This is a genomic window from Brevibacterium sp. 2SA (genome assembly GCF_005502845.1).
In the GTDB taxonomy this organism is placed as follows: domain Bacteria; phylum Actinomycetota; class Actinomycetes; order Actinomycetales; family Brevibacteriaceae; genus Brevibacterium.
The window spans coordinates 1-17012 of sequence record NZ_SCMW01000065.1 but is presented as its reverse complement, the minus strand read 5'-3'; the positions used below and the strand labels follow the sequence as shown (position 1 = coordinate 17012).

The window sequence follows — 17012 nt, the reverse complement described above, 5'->3', positions numbered from 1 at the left end:
CGGGATTCAGTATCGAGGATGGCAACGGGATCCAGAAAGGCTGGGGCGGCAGATCCCGATAAGGACCAGTGTCGACACGCCCTGGCTGTACACACATTTTGGCCTATAACCCCCGCCGGTGACGGCGACGATGATCCGGTCGCGGGCCGCCCACGTCTCCCGGATGCCCTTGGCGTCGCGGTACTCCTCGAGGCCCTCGTCGACGCGGTCGGCGAGCCAGAGGAGGGCGAGTTCGCGCAGCGCAGTGAGGTTGCCGAGCCGGAAGTAGTTCGACATCGCCGCATCGACCTTCGCCGCGGCGTAGATGTTGCCGTCGACGAGGCGGGCCCGCAGGGCGACCGGGGAGATGTCGACGAGTTCGATCTCATCGGCCGTGCGGAGGAACGGGTCGGGGACGCGTTCGTGCTGGACGCGGCCGATGATCGACCCGACGACGTCGCCGAGGGATTCGAGGTGCTGGATGTTGATCGTCGTGAACACGTCGATGCCGGCGTCGAGGATCGCCGCGACGTCCTCCCACCGCTTGGCCCGCGGCCCGGAGCCGGGGACGTTCGTGTGGGCGAGTTCGTCGACGACGACGATCTCGGGGGCCCTGTCCAGCACCGCCTCGGTGTCGAGCTCGTCGAAGGTCCGCCCCTGGTAGGGCACCGACGCCCGGTCGAGGGTCTCGAAGCCGGCGGCGAGGCTCGCGGTGAACGCGCGCCCGTGGTCCTCGACGATGCCGACGACGACGTCGCGGCCGGCCTTGCGGGCCAGTGCCGCGGCCTCGAGCATCGCGACGGTTTTGCCGACTCCGGGTGCGTACCCGAGGAAGACCGTGAGCTTCCCTCGCCGCGGTGCTGCCATCAGTTGACGTCGACCCGGGCGTCGGCGTTGTTCGCCAGCTCGTTGTTGAGGGTGACGACGTTGACGCGGGGTTCGCCGATGAAGCCCAGCAGGGGCTGCTGCGTGTTGTCCTCGACCATCGTCGTCACGTCCTCCTCGCTCAGTCCGGTCTCCCTCGCCACCCGGGCTACCTGCAGTCGAGCATACTCAGGACTGATTTCCGGATCGAGTCCCGACGCCGAGGCGGTCACCGCGTCCGCGGGAATGTCCTCGGGGTCGACGTCCTCCCGGACGGCGATGTCGGCGCGGCGGGCGGCGATCGCGTCGACGAGATCGGGGTTCGTCACCGCGAGGTTCGACGCCCCCGAGGCCAGCCCGTCGTAGTCTCCGGCCGAGGGCCGGGGGTAGAACCATTCGTCGCCGGTGACCGGCTGGGCCATGAGGGCGGAGCCGACGACCTCGCCCTCGGCGTTGCGCAGCGCCGAGTCCTGGCTCGGCACGACCGTGGCGATGAGGACCATGGTCAGCGGGTACGCGAGACCGAGGACGAGGGTGAAGACGAGGAGGGCGCGCAGACCGGTGAACGTCTGGCGGCTGAGTTGGGCGAGCATGACAGTTCCTAACTGGGATCGGTGGGGGTGAGTTGGGTGGGGGCGCGGTGTCCGCGGCCTGGAGACCTGGCCGGCGGGTGCCCGCGGCGGCGTGAGACCCGGCCGCCGCGGACGCGTGGGGCGCTGTGTCACGGACGAGTCGCAGCGCCGGCCCGTCCCTCACATCAGCGGGCTGATGATGAGGTCGATGAGCTTGATCCCGAGGAACGGGAGGATGAGCCCGCCGAGTCCGAAGACGAGGAGGTTTGTCCGCAGCAGCGCCGAGGCGGTCGTCGCCTGGAACCGCACCCCGCGCAGAGCCACGGGGATGAGGGCGACGATGATGAGCGCGTTGAAGATCACCGCGGACAGGATCGCCGATTCCGGACTGTGCAGGCCCATGATGTTGAGCGCGCCGAGTCCGGGGAACGCGAGGAGGAACATCGCGGGCACGATCGCGAAGTACTTCGCGATGTCGTTGGCGATCGAGAACGTCGTCAGCGCCCCGCGCGTGATGAGCAGCTGCTTGCCGATCGCGACGATGTCGATGAGCTTCGTCGGATCCGAATCGAGGTCGACGAGGTTGCCGGCCTCCTTCGCCGCCGAGGTGCCCGTGTTCATCGCGACCCCGACATCGGCCTGGGCGAGTGCGGGAGCGTCGTTCGTCCCGTCGCCGGTCATCGCGACCATCCGTCCCCCGGCCTGCTCGGACTTGATGAGGGCGAGCTTGTCCTCGGGGGTCGCCTCGGCGAGGTAGTCGTCGACCCCGGCCTCCTTCGCGATCGAGCGGGCGGTGAGTTCGTTGTCACCGGTGATCATCACCGTGCGGATGCCCATCTCCCGCAGCTGGGCGAAGCGCTCGGCCATGCCCGGTTTGACGATGTCGCGCAGGTCGATGACGCCGAGCACGCGGGCACCGTGACCGTCGACCGCCTCGGCGACGACGAGCGCGGTGCCGCCGCCGACGTTGATCCGCTCGACCTCGGCGCTCGCCTCGGTGGGAACCCGGGCCCCGCGATCATCGGCCCAGGTGAGCACCTCCTTCGCCGCACCCTTGACGATCGTGCGGGCCGGGGTGGCCGTGCCGGTCGCGGGATCCGCCGAGGCGGGCAGGACGATCCCGGAGAGACGGGTCGTCGCGGAGAACGGGATGAACTCGGCGTCGGGGAAGGCCTCGAGGCCGGCGGCGTCGATGCGGAACTCCCCTTCGGCCAGGGCCACGACGGACCGGCCCTCCGGGGTCTCGTCGGCGAGCGAGGACAGACGGGCCGCCTCGGCGATCTCGATGTCCGTCGTCTCCCCCAGCGGCACGAAGTCGGTGGCCTGCCGGTCGCCCATCGTGATCGTGCCGGTCTTGTCGAGCAGCAGCGTCGAGACGTCGCCGGCGGCCTCGACGGCGCGCCCGGACTTCGCGAGGACGTTCGCGGCGACGAGCCGGTCCATGCCGGCGATGCCGATCGCCGAGAGCAGCGCGCCGATCGTCGTCGGGATGAGGCAGACGAGGAGGGCGATGAGCACGGTCAGGGACTGCGGGGCGCCGGAGAACGCCGCGATCGGGGCGAGCGTGATGACGACGAGGAGGAAGATGAGCGTGAGCACGGAGAGGAAGACGCCGAGGGCGACCTCGTTGGGGGTCTTCTGGCGGCTCGCGCCCTCGACCATCGCGATCATCTTGTCGAGGAAGGACTCGCCGGGGCTCGCGGTGATCGAGACCGTGATCGAATCGGAGAGGACTTTCGTGCCCCCGGTGACCGCACAGCGGTCGCCGCCGGCCTCCCGGATGACCGGCGCGGATTCGCCGGTGATCGCGGATTCGTCGACGGTCGCAGCGCCGGCGATGACATCGCCGTCGCCGGGGATGACCTCACCGGCGGTGACGAGCACGCGGTCACCGGCGGTGAGCTGGGAGGCGGGCACCGTCTCGGTGGCACCGGAGTCGAGCACGCGGGTGGCGTTCGCCGTCACCCGGGTCGCCCGCAGGGAGTCGGCCTGCGCTTTGCCGCGGCCCTCGGCGAGCGCCTCGGCGGTGTTGGCGAAGATGCACGTGAGGAACAGCCACACGCTGATCGCCCACGTGAACGGCGTGGGGTCGAGGACGGCGAGGACGAGGGTGACGACCGCGCCGATCTCGACGAGGAACATCACAGGATTGCGCCACGCGATGCGCGGATCGAACTTCCGCAGCCCGAGCACGACGGCCTGGGTGAGCGCCGGCAGCGTGATCGACCGGGCCCGGCGCGGCGCTCGGGTCTCGAGCGGAGTGCCGGTCGCCTCGGTGCCGGGGTGCCGGCCACCGGACGGGGTGGGCGTGTCCTCGACGAGGTGGGGCGTGGAGGTGGTGGACAGGTCGGTCTTCATATCAGAGGAGTCCTTCGTTGATGGGGCCGAGCGCGAGGACAGGCAGGAACGTCAGGGCGCTGATGACGAGTCCGACGCCGGCGGTGACGCCGACGAACAGGGGTCGGTGGGTCGGCAGGGTGCCCGGGGTCGCCTCGGTGGTGGGTTGGGCCGCGAACGCACCGGCGAGCGCGAGGACCGCGCAGATCGGGGCGAGGCGGCCGATGAGCATCGCCAGGCCGAGGGCCGTGTTGTAGAACGGCGTGTTCGCGTCGAGCCCGGCGAAGGCGGACCCGTTGTTGTTCGCCGCCGACGTGAACGCGTAGAGGATCTCGGACAGGCCGTGGGGATTGTCGGTGTTGAGGATCGAGTCGGAGGCGCCCGGCCACATCGTCGCGACCGCGGTGCCGGCGAGCACGAGGGTCGGGGTGATGAGGATGACGGCGCTGGCGAGCGTGATCTCCTTCTTCCGGATCTTCTTGCCGAGGAACTCCGGGGTCCGGCCGACCATGAGGCCGCAGACGAAGACCGCGACGATCGCGACGATGAGCATGCCGTAGAGGCCGGAGCCGACACCGCCGGGGGCGATCTCGCCGAGCATCATGTTGAGCATGAGGACGCCGCCGCCGAGTCCCGAGTAGTTCGAGTGGAACGAGTCGACCGCGCCGGTCGAGGTCAGGGTCGTCGAGACCGCGAAGAACGCCGAGGTGATGACCCCGAAGCGGGTCTCCCTGCCCTCCATGGCCGCCCCGGCCGCGTCGGTGGCCGGTGTCGGCAGCGTCGTCTCGGTGAGGATGACGGCGACGAGGGAGACGACGAAGAACGTCGCCATGACCCCGAGGATCGCCCAGCCGTGCTTGCGGCTGCCGACCATGATCCCGAAGGTGCGCGGCAGGGCCGAGGGGATGAGGAGGATGAGGAAGATGTTGAAGAGGTTGACCACGGCGTTCGGCGAGGACAGAGGGTGGGCGGAGTTCGCGTTGAAGAAGCCGCCGCCGTTCGTGCCGAGGTGCTTGATGACCTCCTGGCTGGCGTTCGGGCCGCCCGGGATCGTCTGCGTCGCCTGAGCGCCGCCGGCCACCGTCTGGACGACCTGGTCGGGGGTGAGGTTCTCGATGACGCCGAGGCCGATGTAGAGGAGGGCGAAGATCACGGAGATCGGCAGGAGGATGCGGAAGGTCGTGCGGGTGAGGTCGACCCAGAAGTTGCCGATGAACAGCGAGCGCTGCCGCATGAGGCCGCGGATGAGGGCGATGGCCACGGAGATGCCGACGGCGGCGGAGACGAAGTTCTGCACCGCGAGGCCGGCCATCTGCGACAGGTAGCCCATCGTCGCCTCACCGGAGTACGACTGCCAGTTCGTATTCGTGACGAAGGAGATCGCGGTGTTGAAGGCCTGATCGGCGAGCACCGCGGTCTTGCCGTTGGAAAGCGGCAGGAACTCCTGGAGGCGCAGCAGCGCGTAGAGGACGAGGATCGAGACGAGCGAGAAGCCGAGGACGGAGAGGAAGTAGGTCCGCCACCGCTGCTCGGAATGCGGGTCGACGCCGGTGAGGCGGTAGAAGAGAGACTCGGCCTTCGTGTCCTTCGGGCTGAGGTACACCTGCGCCATGTACGCGCCGAGCGGCTTGTGCGCAGCGGCGAGCAGCGCGAGGACGAGGAGAATCTGCGTGATGCCGGTGAACCATGTCATGCGCGCGGCTCCTCTGCGGTGCGGGGCGCATCATTCACCGAGGCGGGGCGGGGCGCATCGTTCGCCGCGGTGGTGCTGGGGATTGCGTGGGGAGTCGGCGCGGCGGTCGTCGCCGTGTCGGTGGAGCGGGGGTTTTCCGTGAGGCGGGGGGTTGCGGTGGTGGTCGCCGAGGTGCCGGTGCGGCTTCCGCGGTCGGTGCCGGTCGCCTCGGCGGGACGGGCCGCGCGGTCGCTGGCGGTCGCCTCGGCGGGACGGGCCGCGGCATCAGCGGTGACGACGGCGGGGGTGCCCTGCGCGGTCACCGACTCGACGACCTTCGCGAAGGCGGCGAGTCCGGCGACCCCGGCGAATATGAGCAGGAGGAAGAGGAAGTCGGCGTAAGGGGCGTCCATGTCTAACTTTCGTGAGTCCGGTCGAGCAGCTGCCGCGTTCTCAGCACGCTCCAGCTGCGGTACTCACCCATCTCACATGCCGCCGCCGGCTGCGAGGCCCGATCTTTACGCCGTCTTAACAGGTCCTAACGCACTTTTCACACCCCGGCCCCGCATCATCGCGAAGTGCGGAAGGTCCACAGCGATTCTGCGCCGCCCCCATGGCGATCTCAGCGCCGAATCCACCATGAACCTTCCGCAGACTGGCAGGGGCAGCCCAAGGGGCCGCCATGAACCTTCCGCACAATGGCAGGGGCAACCCAAGCGGCCGCCATGAACCTTCCGCACAATGGCTCAATTCCAGGGGCGGCCACGGCCCCCGCCCTCAATCAGCCTCACACAGCTGGCGTTCCATCCTTCGGTGGGGCGAGGACGATGTCGAAGCGCACGTCGTGCCAGGGCTGACCGTCGAGGTCACGGCCGTCGGGCGTCGGTTCGTCACCGGAGTGCGCGTTGAAGTCCTTGACGAGCGAGTCCTTGACCCCGAACACCGAGTCGGAGCCGAGCAGCTCATCCCCGGTGACGAAGATGTGGGTGACCAGGGTGCGCGCATCATCGTGGGTGACCATGAAGTGCAGGTGCGCGGCACGGTAGGGCGAGCGCCCGACGGCGTCGAGCATGGCGCCGACCGGCCCGTCGCTGGGAATCGGGTACGGCGTCGGCTTGACCGCCCAGAACCGGTAGTTCCCATCGTCGTCGGTGAAGAGGTGCGCACGCCCAGCCACCCGGCCGTCGTCGTACTGGACGTCGTAGAATCCGTCGTCGTCGGCCTCCCACACCTCGATCCGGGCCCCGGCCAGGGGGTTGCCGTCGACATCGGTGACGCGTCCCTCGACCCAGCACGCCTCACCGTGGGCGCCGCCGGACATGTCCTCGCCGAGTTCGATCAGCGGCGCATCGTTGACGAAGAACGGACCGAACACCGTCGCCTCGGTGGCCTCACCGACCGCCGGATTGTTCACCGCGATCGTCTGCATCGAGGCGCCGAAGACATCGGAGAGGAGGACGAACTCCTGCCGGACATCGGTCGTGATGTCCCCGGCGCGGGTGAGGAAGTCGATCGCCGCCTGCCACTCCTCCTCCGTGAGGCGGACGTCGCGGATGAAGTCGTGCACGTGCGTCGTCAGCGACTGCAGCACCCGCTTGAGCCGAGGATCGGGGGCTTCGTCGAACGAGCGGACCACCCGGTCGACGACGTCGCGCTCGACCTCGGCCTGCGCCGCGGCGTCGCCGGCTTCCGGTGACAGCTGTGCCCGCAGCTCGGCGGGATCCCGTCCCTCGACCGCCGCCGTGAGCAGGGCCGTCATCGCGTCGAGAGCGACCGTGCGCGGGTTCGACGGCGGCACCGCGGCCGTGCAGAGTTCGGCGGCCCGGGCGATGTCCTCGGCAGCGAACCCGAGTTCGCTCAGCGACGTCGGTCCGCCGAGGCGGTCCCTGAGGTCGACGAGCCCGACGAGTCCGTCCTCGACCCCGAGAGCGTCGGCGATGCGGTCCATCGCCGCCGTGTCGAAGGGGCCGTTGACGGCGACGACGTAGGGCAGGATGACGGCGTGGGTCTGGGCATGCGGCATCCCGAACGACCCGCCGAGGATGTGGCAGATCTTGTGGTGCAGGCCCGACCCGGCGGAGGAGAACGCCACTCCCGCCTCGTAGGCGGCGAAGGCGAGGTCGAGGGCGACGGCTGATGTCACGGGCCCGGATTCGGCCGACCCCTCAGAGCTCGGGGCGGCCAAGGGCTCGAGACCCCGGGCGAACGCGGTCAGCCCGGTCGTCGCCGTGGCCGCGTTGATCGGGTCGGCCCGCGGTGCCCACAGCGCGTCGACGCAGTGCGCGACGCCGTTGAGCGCCGAGGCGACGAGCAGGTCCCTGGGCGCCTCGGCGATGAGATCGGTGTCGTAGATGACGGCTTCGGGCAGGACCACGGGATCGACCCCCGTGACCTTCTCGCCCGCCTCGGTCAGGCCCCACATGTCGGTGGCCTCCGATCCCGCGAGCGTCGTCGGGATCGCGATGACCGGCACCCGATGGGTCAGGGCGATCGCCTTGCCGACCCCGGTCGCCGATCCTCCGCCGACGCACACGACGAGGTCGGCACCGCTCGAGGTCGCCAGGGCCCGCGCGGCCTCGGCCGTCTCGACTGGCACGTGCTGGACCACCTCGGCGAACGTCGCAGCAGGGGTGAGATCGCCGAGGATGCCTGCCGCCCTGGCCTGCGCTGACTCAGTGCCGACGAACAGAATCCGGTTCGCGTTGATCCGCGCGACCTCCTCGGCGAGGAGCTGTCGCCCGTCGCCGGTGCCGAAGTGCACGCGCTGGGCGGCGCTCGCGTGGCTGAAGCCGGTGGCGGGAAGGGTCGGGGCGGCAGTCGTGGACATGGGGTTCTCCTCTGGGGTGGTCGGGGTCATAGGGCCGTGGGGATGGTCCGGGTGGTCAGGGGTCGTGGGGAGGCGGCGAGGTGGACGAGGCAGCCGCTGCGGATGGGTGGTCCGCGGCTGCGGTGGCATCACCGGCACCGAGGCGGTCGGCGAGCCAGTCGGCGACGGCGGCGGTGCGGGCTTCGCTGTCGTTGTAGATCGTGTGGTCGCCGCCGGGCCATTCGAGCAGCGTCGCGTCCTCTGCGGCGGCGAGGAACGGGGTCTGATCGTCACGGTCGACGATCGGGTCGGCGCCCCCGTGGACGACGAGGATGCCCCCGGCCACCCGGTCGGTCGCTACGTCGAACGCGAGCCGGGCGAAGTTCGCCTCGAGCGCGGCCTCGTCGGCGGTGCCGAGCATGGCCGCCGCCTGCGCGCGGAAGGTGTGGAACGGCAGGAGGCGGGGTCGGGCGAATCCGCCGTTGACGACGGTGGCGGTGATCCGGTGATCGGCGACGGCGGTGAGGGCGGCGAAGGTCCCGCCGAGGCTGTTGCCCCAGATCCCGACCGGTCTGCCGGCCAGCTCGGGCCGGTCGAGGAGGGCATCGACGAACGCGCTGAACGCGGCGGCGACGTCGACGTCGAGGTTGATGCCCGAGACGATCCTGCTCTCGCCCTGTCCCGGCCCCTCCGCCATGAGGGTGGCGATGCCGCGGGCCGCGAGCGCGTCGGCCATCCGCAGGTACGTCGCACCCCACCCGCTCTGCCCGCCGAAGACGATGACGCTCGCGCGCGGGTTCGCGGGTGAGAGCAGCCATCCGACGAGGGTGCCGGTGCTGCCTGGCCGAGCCGCATCCGAGCCGGAATCGCGGGCCCCGGCGCCGAAGGGCACCTCGACGCGGCTGAGTCCCGACCCCGGGATCGCCGCGATCGCTGCCAGGGCCTCCCGCGCCCGGAGGTAGAGGGCGGTCTTCCGCGGCCCGTCGGGCAGCGGCATCTGGGCGAAGAGGAAGTCCGCGACGGCCGCGCGATACGCCTCGATCGCCGTCCGGTCATGTCCTGCGCTCGCGGCAGCCTCGGCACGTGCGAGCTGTGCCTCGCCGAGGTGCTCGGCGGCATCATCCCACGGCGTGAGGGCATCGGTCGCGGCCTCGAGTCGGAGGACGTCGCCGTGGACCATGCCGCCGTCGAGGAGGCGCTGCGCGGGCATCGCTCGCCAGTGCGCGGCGAGTTCCTTGCGCTGGTCGTCGACGCCGCCACCGCCTCGGCGGTGGTCGACCGTCACGCCGCCACCGCCTCGGTGCTCGTCGTCCGTCACGCCACCGCCTCGGTGTCGGCCCGCTCCTCTGTCGCCGCACTCGCGGACGCGGTCGCGTCGGTTCGCAGCTGGGCGAGCATGTCCTCGACGAGGTCAGGCACCTCGGCCATCGACCCGGTGCCGAAGACGACGAAGTCGGGGCGCGCGATGTACGCCTCGGCGTCGATGGAGGCGAAGAAGTCACGGTACGTGCCGGCCACATCGGTCACCGACCACGGTGTGCCCGGGGTCAGGGAGACCACGGCGACCCCCACCTCGGCGAGGCGATCGAACTGCTCCGCCGAGAGCACCGAGGCGGGATCGCCCACGGTGACGAGGTTGAGCGGGTTGCCGATGATGTCGTCGAAGAGCGCGGTGCGGCCGTCCTTCTCGATCTCACCCTGCGGGGTCAGCGTCCCGGCGTGCGGCTGCTCACCGCCGGCGAGGTAACCGGCCTCGAGGATCGGGAACGCAGGCGCGTCGAGCTCCTCGCCGGCGAAGAACGCCTCGTCGCGGGCGCGGGCGACCTCGACGTCGAGGGTGTTCGCGATGTCGCCGAGGGCGACGCTGCCGGCCTGGATCGCCGCGACGTGGGGTCGGCGCTCGGTCTCGTAGGTGTCGAGGAAGGCGTCGTCGGCGTGCCCGCGGAGGACGAGGTCGAGCTTCCATGCCAGGGTGAGGCCGTCGCGCATGCCCGAGCACGCACCCTGACCCATGTAGGGCGGCATGGTGTGGGCGGCGTCGCCGATGAGGAAGGCGCGGCCGTCGCGCCACCGGACCGCGGTGCGGGCGGAGAAGATATAGACGATCTGGCGGAGGATGCGCACATCCTCAGGGCCCAGGTTGTGCCGTTCCCGGAACCAGCGCCACGCGTACTCCTCGGTCGCGGCCTCCTCCTGGCTCTCACCGGGGAGGATGGCGACTTCGAAGCGCTGGCGCGTGGCGCCGATCGGCATCGACATGTTCGGGCGGATGGGGTCGCAGTACTGCGTGCTCGTCGAGTAGCGTTCCGGCAGGTCGCGCAGCTTCTCGGTGTCAAGGTTGAGCCACACATCATCGGATTCGAGGTCGTCGCGCTCGATGCCGAGACTCGTGCGCACGAAGCTGTTGGCCCCGTCGGCGCCGACGATGTACTTCGCCCGGATCACCCGGTCGTCCTCGCCGTGATCCCACTGCTCGGGATCGTGCCTGTCCCACTGGCGCACCCGCAGGGTGACCCCGTCGGCGTCCTGGCTCAGGTCGATGGCCTTCCAGCCCTGGAGGACGTCGACGTTGTCGCGGGTCTTGATGTCGGCGTCGATCGCGTCCTCGATGTCGGGCTGGTACATCGTGTAGTGGGCCGCGTAGCCCGAGGACTCGCCCGACCAGTCGACGGTGAGCAGCTTGTGGTCCTCGCCGTTGCGCCAGACGTACTCGTCGGCCGGTTCGGCGCCCTTGAGCGCGACGTCGATGTCACCGACGTTCTGGATGATGCGGGCGACCTCGCCGTCGATGTGGTTGAGCCGCGGGAGTCCGTAGAGGGTCTTCCAGCGTTCGACGACGATGACGCGGTGGCCGCGTCGGCCCAGCGCCGAGGCGAGGACGAGTCCCGAGGGGCCGTATCCGACGACGGCGACGTCGTACGTGGTCTCGGCGGCGGAATCGGTGTGGGCGGTGGTACTCATGTGCACTCCTTCGTGACTGAGAGGGTGTTCGATCCGTGCCGGGCCGGTCGGCGAACGCGACGCCGGAACGTCGACGGGCGGTGTGGCTGCCGCGGCTGCAGCGGCTGCGGCGCGGCTGCCGCAGCTGCGCTGCCGTAACTGCCGCGGCTGCGCTGCCGACCGCTGAGGATCGAACCGTGCCATCACGATAGGAAGCCCGCGCGCCCGCTTCGACACGATCTGCGACACCTCTGGCCGATTCGCGACACGAATCGCAGCGGCGGCTCCTCCGCGCCGGTGGCCGACGCCGCTGCGCGGGGTCACTCTTCGGTCGCCGTCACCGTCTGATCAGGGATCGCAGGTAGGATCTGGCACCATGACCGGGGTGACGAAGCCTGGAGGCGTGGACGAATTCGAGCGCGACGTCGGTCGCTCGCTCAGCCCGCATCGGCTGCTGGGCGTGGATCAGCGCGCGTTCGAACCCGAAGTCTGGAAGCTCGATCTTGAGCGCCTGCGCTTCGTCCAGTTCTCCCTCGGCACGGAGGTCGACGTCGATGTGCCCGAGCACGAGGACTACCTCGGCTTCCTCATCGCCCGCCGCGGTGGGGCGCGCGTCGACATCGGATCCGAATCGGTCGCGGTGACGCCGGCTGCCAGTGCGGCGATCCTCGTCCCCGGCGCACGGGTGCGCATGAATCTGCGGCCCGACTACGATCAGCTCCATCTGCGCGTCGACGCCGCGGTGCTGCGCGCCCATGCCGAGACCCTGCTCGGGCGCGCAGCGCCCGCAGCGCCACGATTCCGCACCCACACCTTCCGGCTGGGCGCCGGGTTCGGCGCGTGGCTGGGCACCCTCGAGGGACTCGTCTCCGAGGGACGGGCCGGAGCCGATATGTCTCCGCTGATGACGAAGTCCCTCGAGGACATGCTGCTCACCCAGCTCGTCCTCGGCCACCCCGACCTCGGTGCCGGCGAACCCGAGACGATGGACGCTCACCCCGCGGGCCCAGCGACGACGAAGCGGGTCCGCCTCGCCCTCGATCACATCGCCGACCACCTCGGCGAACCGCTCACCGTGACCGGGATCGCCGAGGCGGCCGGGCTGAGCGTGCGCACCCTGCAGCGGGCGTTCCGCGAGCAGCTCGGCGTCTCACCTCTTGCCCACGTGCAGAAGGAGCGCCTGCACGCCGCGCGGACCGACATCCTCGGCAGCGACACCGCGATCAGCGACATCGCCTTCCGCTGGGGCTTCTCCCACCCGTCGCGCTTCGCCGCGGCCTACGCCCGGCTCTTCGGCGAGCGTCCCTCGCAGACCCGCGCGATGCGCTGAGGGGGCTCGCGGCCACGCGGTGGGTCTGCGCCGCATCCACGGTGATTCTGCGCCGCCGCCATGGCGATCTCAGGCTTGATTCCGCCATGAACCTTCCGCAGAACGGCGGGGCCACGGGGCGGTGTCGGGCTGGACGGTCTTGCCCAGCGCGTGGGCTGAACCGGCGCGCTGGTTGCGGGGCGGTGTTGGGCTGGAGGGTCGTGACCGGCGAGTGGGGGTGGTCTGCGGGGTCTGCGGGGTCTGCGGCTCCGGCAGGCGAGGGTCTGCGCCACATCCACGGTGAGTGTGCGCCGCCTCCATGGCGATCTCAGGCCCGATTCCACCATGAACCTTCCGCACAATCCAGGTGGCCGCCATGAACCTTCCGCAGAATCCTGTCGAGGCCACGGGGCGGTGTTGGGCTTGAGGGTCGTGCCCAGCGCGTGGGCTGAACCGGCGCGCTGGTTGCGGAGCGGGGTTGGGGCGGAGGGTCATACCGAGCGAGTGGGGCTGATCGCGGAGTCTGCGGCTCCGGCAGGCGAGGGTCTGCGCCACATCCACGGTGATTGTGCGCCGCCGCCATGGCGATCTCAGCGCCGATTCCACCATGAACCTTCCGCACAACCCGGGCGACCGCCATGAACCTTCCACACAATCCAGGTGGCCGCCATGAATCTTCCTCAGAACGGCGGGGCCGCCCGCACGAACACCTCATGCAGGCGGCCCAACTCAGCTCACTCGGCCCTTCCCGGTCGGACTCGGCCCGGCCCCGGATTCGGCCCACTCACCCTCACTCGACGAGCTTGCCCTCCTGGCTGATCTCTCCGCCCATGAGCTCGGCGACCTCGGGGTCGACGGCCGGGATCTCCTCGCGCACGACACCCGTCGACGGGGACCACACGAGGTTGACCCGCATCGCCGGATCGAGCTCCGGGTAGTCGCTGCGGTTGTGGGCACCGCGGGTCTCGCGCCGCTCGAGCGCGGACTCGAGGGTGGCCCGGGCCGCGAGCACGGACGACTTGAGATCGAAGGCGTGCGCGAGGTCGGAGAATCCGGCGATGTCGGGGTGGATGCCGACGTCGGCCATCCGCGCCTCGATCGCCGTGAGCTTCTCCAGCCCGGCCAGCAGACCCGCCTCGTCGCGGACGACACCGGCGTGCTCGGTCATGAGGTTGCGCACCTCGCGCTGGAGCGCCCGGACGTTCTCCGCCCCATCGGAGGCGAGGAGATCATCGATCTCAGCGCGCGCCTCGGCGACGGATTCCGCCGACCGCACCTGCGCGCTCAGACCATCGGAGTACGCGATCGCCGACTGCCCGACGATGCGCCCGAAGACGAGGAGCTCGATGAGGGAGTTGCCGCCGAGGCGGTTGGCCCCGTGCAGCCCGGACGAGGCCTCGCCGATCGCCCACAGCCCTTCGACGTCGGTGCTGTGGTCGACGGGATCGACCCACACCCCGCCCATCGAGTAGTGCGCGGTCGGAGCGATCTCGATCGGCTCCTTCGTGATGTCGAGCATCTGCGTCTCCATGAGCGTCTGGTAGACCCGCGGCAGGCGGGACATGATCGTCTCTCGCGGCAGGTGGGAGACGTCGAGCCACACGCCGCCGTTGGCCGTGCCGCGGCCCTCGGCGATCTCCGTGTACGCGGCGAGCGCGACGCGGTCACGGGTCGACAGCTCCATCCGCTCGGGATCGTAGCGCTCCATGAACCGCTCGCCGAGGGCGTTGCGGAGGATGCCGCCCTCCCCGCGGGCCGCCTCGGAGACGAGGGTGCCCGCGGCGTTCTCGGGTTCGATGATGCCCGAGGGGTGGAACTGGACGAGCTCGGCGTCGCGCAGGCGACCGCCGGCCTCGACGGCGAGACGGAAGGAGTCGCCGGTGTTCTCATCGCGGCGCGAGGACGTGCGGCGCCAGATCCGGTTGTGCCCGCCGGCGGCGAGGATGACGGCGTCGGCGTGGATCCGGTACCGGGTGCCGTCGACGAGGTCGAAGCCGTAGGCGCCGAAGATCCGGCCGTCGGCGGTGAGCAGCTTCGTGATGTAGACGGTGTCGAGGACCGGGATGTCGAGCTCCTCGGTCCGGTGGATGAGCGCGCGCTGGATCTCCAGGCCCGTGTAGTCCCCGGCGAAGGCGGTGCGCCGCCATGTGTGGGCGCCGAAGAAGCGCTGCGAGATCCGCCCGTCGTCCTCCTTCGCGAAGTTCATGCCGTAGCGCTCGAGGTCGGCGATGCCCTGCTCGGCACCCTGGGTGACGATCTCGACGGTGCGCGGGTTCGCGAGGTCGTAGGACTCCTTGATCGTGTCGGCGGCGTGCTGCTGCCAGCTGTCCTCGGGGTCCATCGTCGCGAGCGCGGCGTTGATGCCGCCGGCCGCGAGCGAGGTGTGTGCGTCGTCCTTGGGCCGCTTGCCCACGGCGATGACGTCGACGCCGGCCTCGGCGACCTCGATGGCCGCACGCAGGCCCGATCCGCCGGTGCCGATGACGAGCACCGAGGTCGACAGTGAGTGTTCCTTGATCCGGGCATTGCCCTGTGCTGTACTCATGACTTCCACGTTAGGTTTGCCTATACGATACGTCCAATGCATTGTTTGACTCATCACGATAGCGATAGACTATTGAAATGAATCTCGAACAGCTCGCCAGCTTCGTCGAGGTCGCCGACACCGGTCATTTCACGAAGGCCGCCGCAGCCCTCCACCTCGCGCAGCCGTCCCTGTCCCGGCAGATCTCGACGCTGGAGAAGGAGCTCGGCGCCGAGCTCTTCCACCGCGCCCGCGGTCACATCACCCTGACCGCGGCCGGTGAGTCCCTCCTCCCGACCGCCCGGAGGATGCTCGCCGACGCCGAGGCGATCCGCCGTGACATGGACGAACTCGCCGGTCTGCGCACAGGCCGGGTCCGCCTCGGCGCGACCCCGACGCTGTGCGTGAGCCTCGTCGCCGAGGCGCTCAGCCGCTTCCACGCCGACCACCCCGGCATCGAGCTCGAGGTCATGGAGAAGGGTTCGCGCGAGCTCGTCGAGGCGCTCGGCCAGGGGCAGCTCGACCTCGCCCTCATCACCCGCACCGTCGACCTCAGCGCGCTCACCCCGCGCCTGCACACCCAGGAGGTCCTCCGCGAGGACCTCGTCGTCATCACCTCGGCCGACCACTGGGAATCCGTGGGTGACAGCATCACTCTCGCCGAGGTGGCCGACCGTCCCCAGGTCGTCTTCCATCACGGGTACGACCTCCGGGAGGCCACCTCGGCGGCCTTCGACGCCGCGGGCCTCGACCCGAGCGTCGTCGTCGAGGGAGCCGAGATGGACGCGGTCCTCCGCTTCGTCGAACGCGGCCTCGGGCTCGCGATCGTCCCCGCGATGGTCCTCGTCGACCGTCCGCGCCTGCGCTCGATCCGGCTGACCGATCCGCACCTCTCGCGCACCGTCAGCCTCGCCTCCCGCGCGGATGTGCGGGCCACGGCCGCCGCCTCGGCGATGGAGACGACGATCTTCGACACGGCCGGCCGCCTCGCCGCCGAGGGCACCGGCCTCGCCCCCTACGTCCGACTGCTGCCGGGCGGCTGAGCCTCAGGCGCCGACCGACACGACCTGCCAGCCCACACCGGCGTCGTAGGTGACCAGGCCGGCGGCGCGGAACCGCTCGAGCCATGACTCCATCGGCCAGCGACCCCAGCGGGAATGGAAGACGCGGGCGTTGGCGACGATGTCGGCGACGTGTTCGATCGGCGGGGAGCTCACGGGGTGGAACTGGTGGAACGCGTGAGCACCGCCCACCCAGCGCAGCCCGATGCCGTGACGTCGGGCGGTGAAGCCGAAATCGGTGTCCTCTGCCCCGTATCCCGCGTAGCCCTCGTGGAATCCGCCGAGGCGGGCGTAGAGCTCGGGCCGGCAGGCGAACGACAGCGACCAGAAGAGCGCATACGGGTCCTGTGGGTCCGGGGGCGCGTCGGAGGCGACGTCGATGACCTCACCGTCGGCCGGGTCCGGGCGTGCCGGATGGGGGTGCGGGGTGATCGCGACGGCGTCGTCGAGGGCGGCCGTCTCCTCCGCGGTCAGGTAGGTGACGGGCCCGAGGAGAAGGCGATCCGGCACGGTCGCCGCTTCGTAACGCAGCAGCAGTCGGGGGCCGGGCACGCAGTCGGCGTCGAGGAAGACGAGCAGACTCGCGCCGAGGTCGGCGGCCCGGCGGGCACCGGCATTGCGCGCAGCCGCCAGCGGGGCCCGACCCGTGGCGGATTCGACGCGGACGGTGTCGACGGTCGGCGGCAGGTCGATGCCCGGCAGGTCGATGCCCGGCAGCCCGTCGCCGGCGCGCCCCACACTGTCGTCGCTGCCCGATCGCTGTGACGGGAAGACGCTCACGACGTGCGCGAGGGTGCCGGCGTCGAAGCGCTCTGAGTGGAAGCCGATCAGAGCCTCGTGCTGGCGGCGGATGCGGGCGAACCGGTCCGGGGAGGCGAGGCTGACGATCACCGTGCGCGGTTGCGGCATAGGTCAGTCACCCGGCACCGAGGCGGCGGTCGGGGTGGG

General features: G+C 70.4%; 12 protein-coding genes. 2 read left to right on the top strand and 10 right to left on the bottom strand.

Annotation, left to right across the window (positions count from 1 at the left end; genetic code table 11):
* Window positions 1–6: 6 nt before the first annotated feature.
* The 8 genes from FFS20_RS16090 to FFS20_RS16055 form a co-directional block, all read right to left on the bottom strand.
* Window positions 7–846, bottom strand: a complete 840-nt coding sequence (locus tag FFS20_RS16090; RefSeq protein ID WP_137826821.1) for a hypothetical protein — start codon at window positions 844–846, stop codon at window positions 7–9.
* Complete coding sequence (kdpC, locus tag FFS20_RS16085; protein WP_137826820.1) at window positions 846–1436, bottom strand: potassium-transporting ATPase subunit KdpC; 591 nt, start codon at window positions 1434–1436, stop codon at window positions 846–848. The genes FFS20_RS16090 and kdpC overlap by 1 nt, the downstream gene beginning before the upstream one ends.
* Before the next feature lie 159 nt (window positions 1437–1595).
* Window positions 1596–3773: a potassium-transporting ATPase subunit KdpB gene (kdpB, locus tag FFS20_RS16080; RefSeq protein ID WP_137826819.1), complete on the bottom strand. Its 2178-nt coding sequence runs from the start codon at window positions 3771–3773 to the stop codon at window positions 1596–1598.
* A 1-nt stretch (window position 3774) separates the two neighbouring features.
* Window positions 3775–5445 carry a potassium-transporting ATPase subunit KdpA gene (gene kdpA / locus FFS20_RS16075; protein ID WP_137826818.1) on the bottom strand — a complete coding sequence of 557 codons (1671 nt, stop codon included), beginning with the start codon at window positions 5443–5445 and terminating at the stop codon, window positions 3775–3777.
* Window positions 5442–5837 (bottom strand): hypothetical protein, encoded by a 396-nt coding sequence (locus FFS20_RS16070; protein WP_137826817.1) that lies wholly within the window; start codon window positions 5835–5837, stop codon window positions 5442–5444. Before FFS20_RS16070 ends, kdpA begins: the two co-directional genes overlap by 4 nt.
* A gap of 374 nt (window positions 5838–6211) precedes the next feature.
* Entirely contained in the window at window positions 6212–8251 is a 2040-nt protein-coding gene (locus FFS20_RS18545; RefSeq protein ID WP_332839540.1) for a maleylacetate reductase and hydroxyquinol 1,2-dioxygenase domain-containing protein, read from the bottom strand.
* Between the two features lie 55 nt (window positions 8252–8306).
* Window positions 8307–9548 (bottom strand): alpha/beta hydrolase, encoded by a 1242-nt coding sequence (locus FFS20_RS16060; RefSeq protein ID WP_198500406.1) that lies wholly within the window; start codon window positions 9546–9548, stop codon window positions 8307–8309.
* Window positions 9545–11191 carry a bifunctional 3-(3-hydroxy-phenyl)propionate/3-hydroxycinnamic acid hydroxylase gene (locus tag FFS20_RS16055; RefSeq protein WP_137826815.1) on the bottom strand — a complete coding sequence of 549 codons (1647 nt, stop codon included), beginning with the start codon at window positions 11189–11191 and terminating at the stop codon, window positions 9545–9547. Before FFS20_RS16055 ends, FFS20_RS16060 begins: the two co-directional genes overlap by 4 nt.
* A gap of 382 nt (window positions 11192–11573) precedes the next feature.
* Between FFS20_RS16055 and FFS20_RS16050 the strand changes: the two genes are divergently transcribed.
* Entirely contained in the window at window positions 11574–12500 is a 927-nt protein-coding gene (locus FFS20_RS16050) for an AraC family transcriptional regulator (RefSeq protein ID WP_171007117.1), read from the top strand.
* Between the two features lie 769 nt (window positions 12501–13269).
* On the opposite strand, the gene FFS20_RS16045 is transcribed toward FFS20_RS16050, so the two are convergent.
* Window positions 13270–15024 carry an FAD-binding protein gene (locus FFS20_RS16045; protein ID WP_137826813.1) on the bottom strand — a complete coding sequence of 585 codons (1755 nt, stop codon included), beginning with the start codon at window positions 15022–15024 and terminating at the stop codon, window positions 13270–13272.
* Window positions 15025–15101: 77 nt separating this feature from the next.
* On the opposite strand from FFS20_RS16045, the gene FFS20_RS16040 reads away from it, so the two are divergent.
* Window positions 15102–16046, top strand: a complete 945-nt coding sequence (locus tag FFS20_RS16040; RefSeq protein ID WP_137826812.1) for a LysR family transcriptional regulator — start codon at window positions 15102–15104, stop codon at window positions 16044–16046.
* Between the two features lie 3 nt (window positions 16047–16049).
* Here FFS20_RS16040 and FFS20_RS16035 read toward each other — a convergent pair whose 3' ends face one another.
* Window positions 16050–16973 (bottom strand): galactosyltransferase-related protein, encoded by a 924-nt coding sequence (locus tag FFS20_RS16035; RefSeq protein WP_137826811.1) that lies wholly within the window; start codon window positions 16971–16973, stop codon window positions 16050–16052.
* Between the last annotated feature and the right edge of the window lie 39 nt (window positions 16974–17012).

Excerpts from the sequence above, each read along its gene's own strand:
- FFS20_RS16090 (WP_137826821.1), bottom strand. The coding sequence starts at position 846 with ATGGCAGCACCGCGGCGAGGGAAGCTCACGGTCTTCCTCGGGTACGCA.
- kdpC (WP_137826820.1), bottom strand. The coding sequence starts at position 1,436 with ATGCTCGCCCAACTCAGCCGCCAGACGTTCACCGGTCTGCGCGCCCTC.
- kdpB (WP_137826819.1), bottom strand. The coding sequence starts at position 3,773 with ATGAAGACCGACCTGTCCACCACCTCCACGCCCCACCTCGTCGAGGAC.
- kdpA (WP_137826818.1), bottom strand. The coding sequence starts at position 5,445 with ATGACATGGTTCACCGGCATCACGCAGATTCTCCTCGTCCTCGCGCTG.
- FFS20_RS16070 (WP_137826817.1), bottom strand. The coding sequence starts at position 5,837 with ATGGACGCCCCTTACGCCGACTTCCTCTTCCTCCTGCTCATATTCGCC.
- FFS20_RS18545 (WP_332839540.1), bottom strand. The coding sequence starts at position 8,251 with ATGTCCACGACTGCCGCCCCGACCCTTCCCGCCACCGGCTTCAGCCAC.
- FFS20_RS16055 (WP_137826815.1), bottom strand. The coding sequence starts at position 11,191 with ATGAGTACCACCGCCCACACCGATTCCGCCGCCGAGACCACGTACGAC.
- FFS20_RS16045 (WP_137826813.1), bottom strand. The coding sequence starts at position 15,024 with ATGAGTACAGCACAGGGCAATGCCCGGATCAAGGAACACTCACTGTCG.
- FFS20_RS16040 (WP_137826812.1), top strand. The coding sequence starts at position 15,102 with ATGAATCTCGAACAGCTCGCCAGCTTCGTCGAGGTCGCCGACACCGGT.
- FFS20_RS16035 (WP_137826811.1), bottom strand. The coding sequence starts at position 16,973 with ATGCCGCAACCGCGCACGGTGATCGTCAGCCTCGCCTCCCCGGACCGG.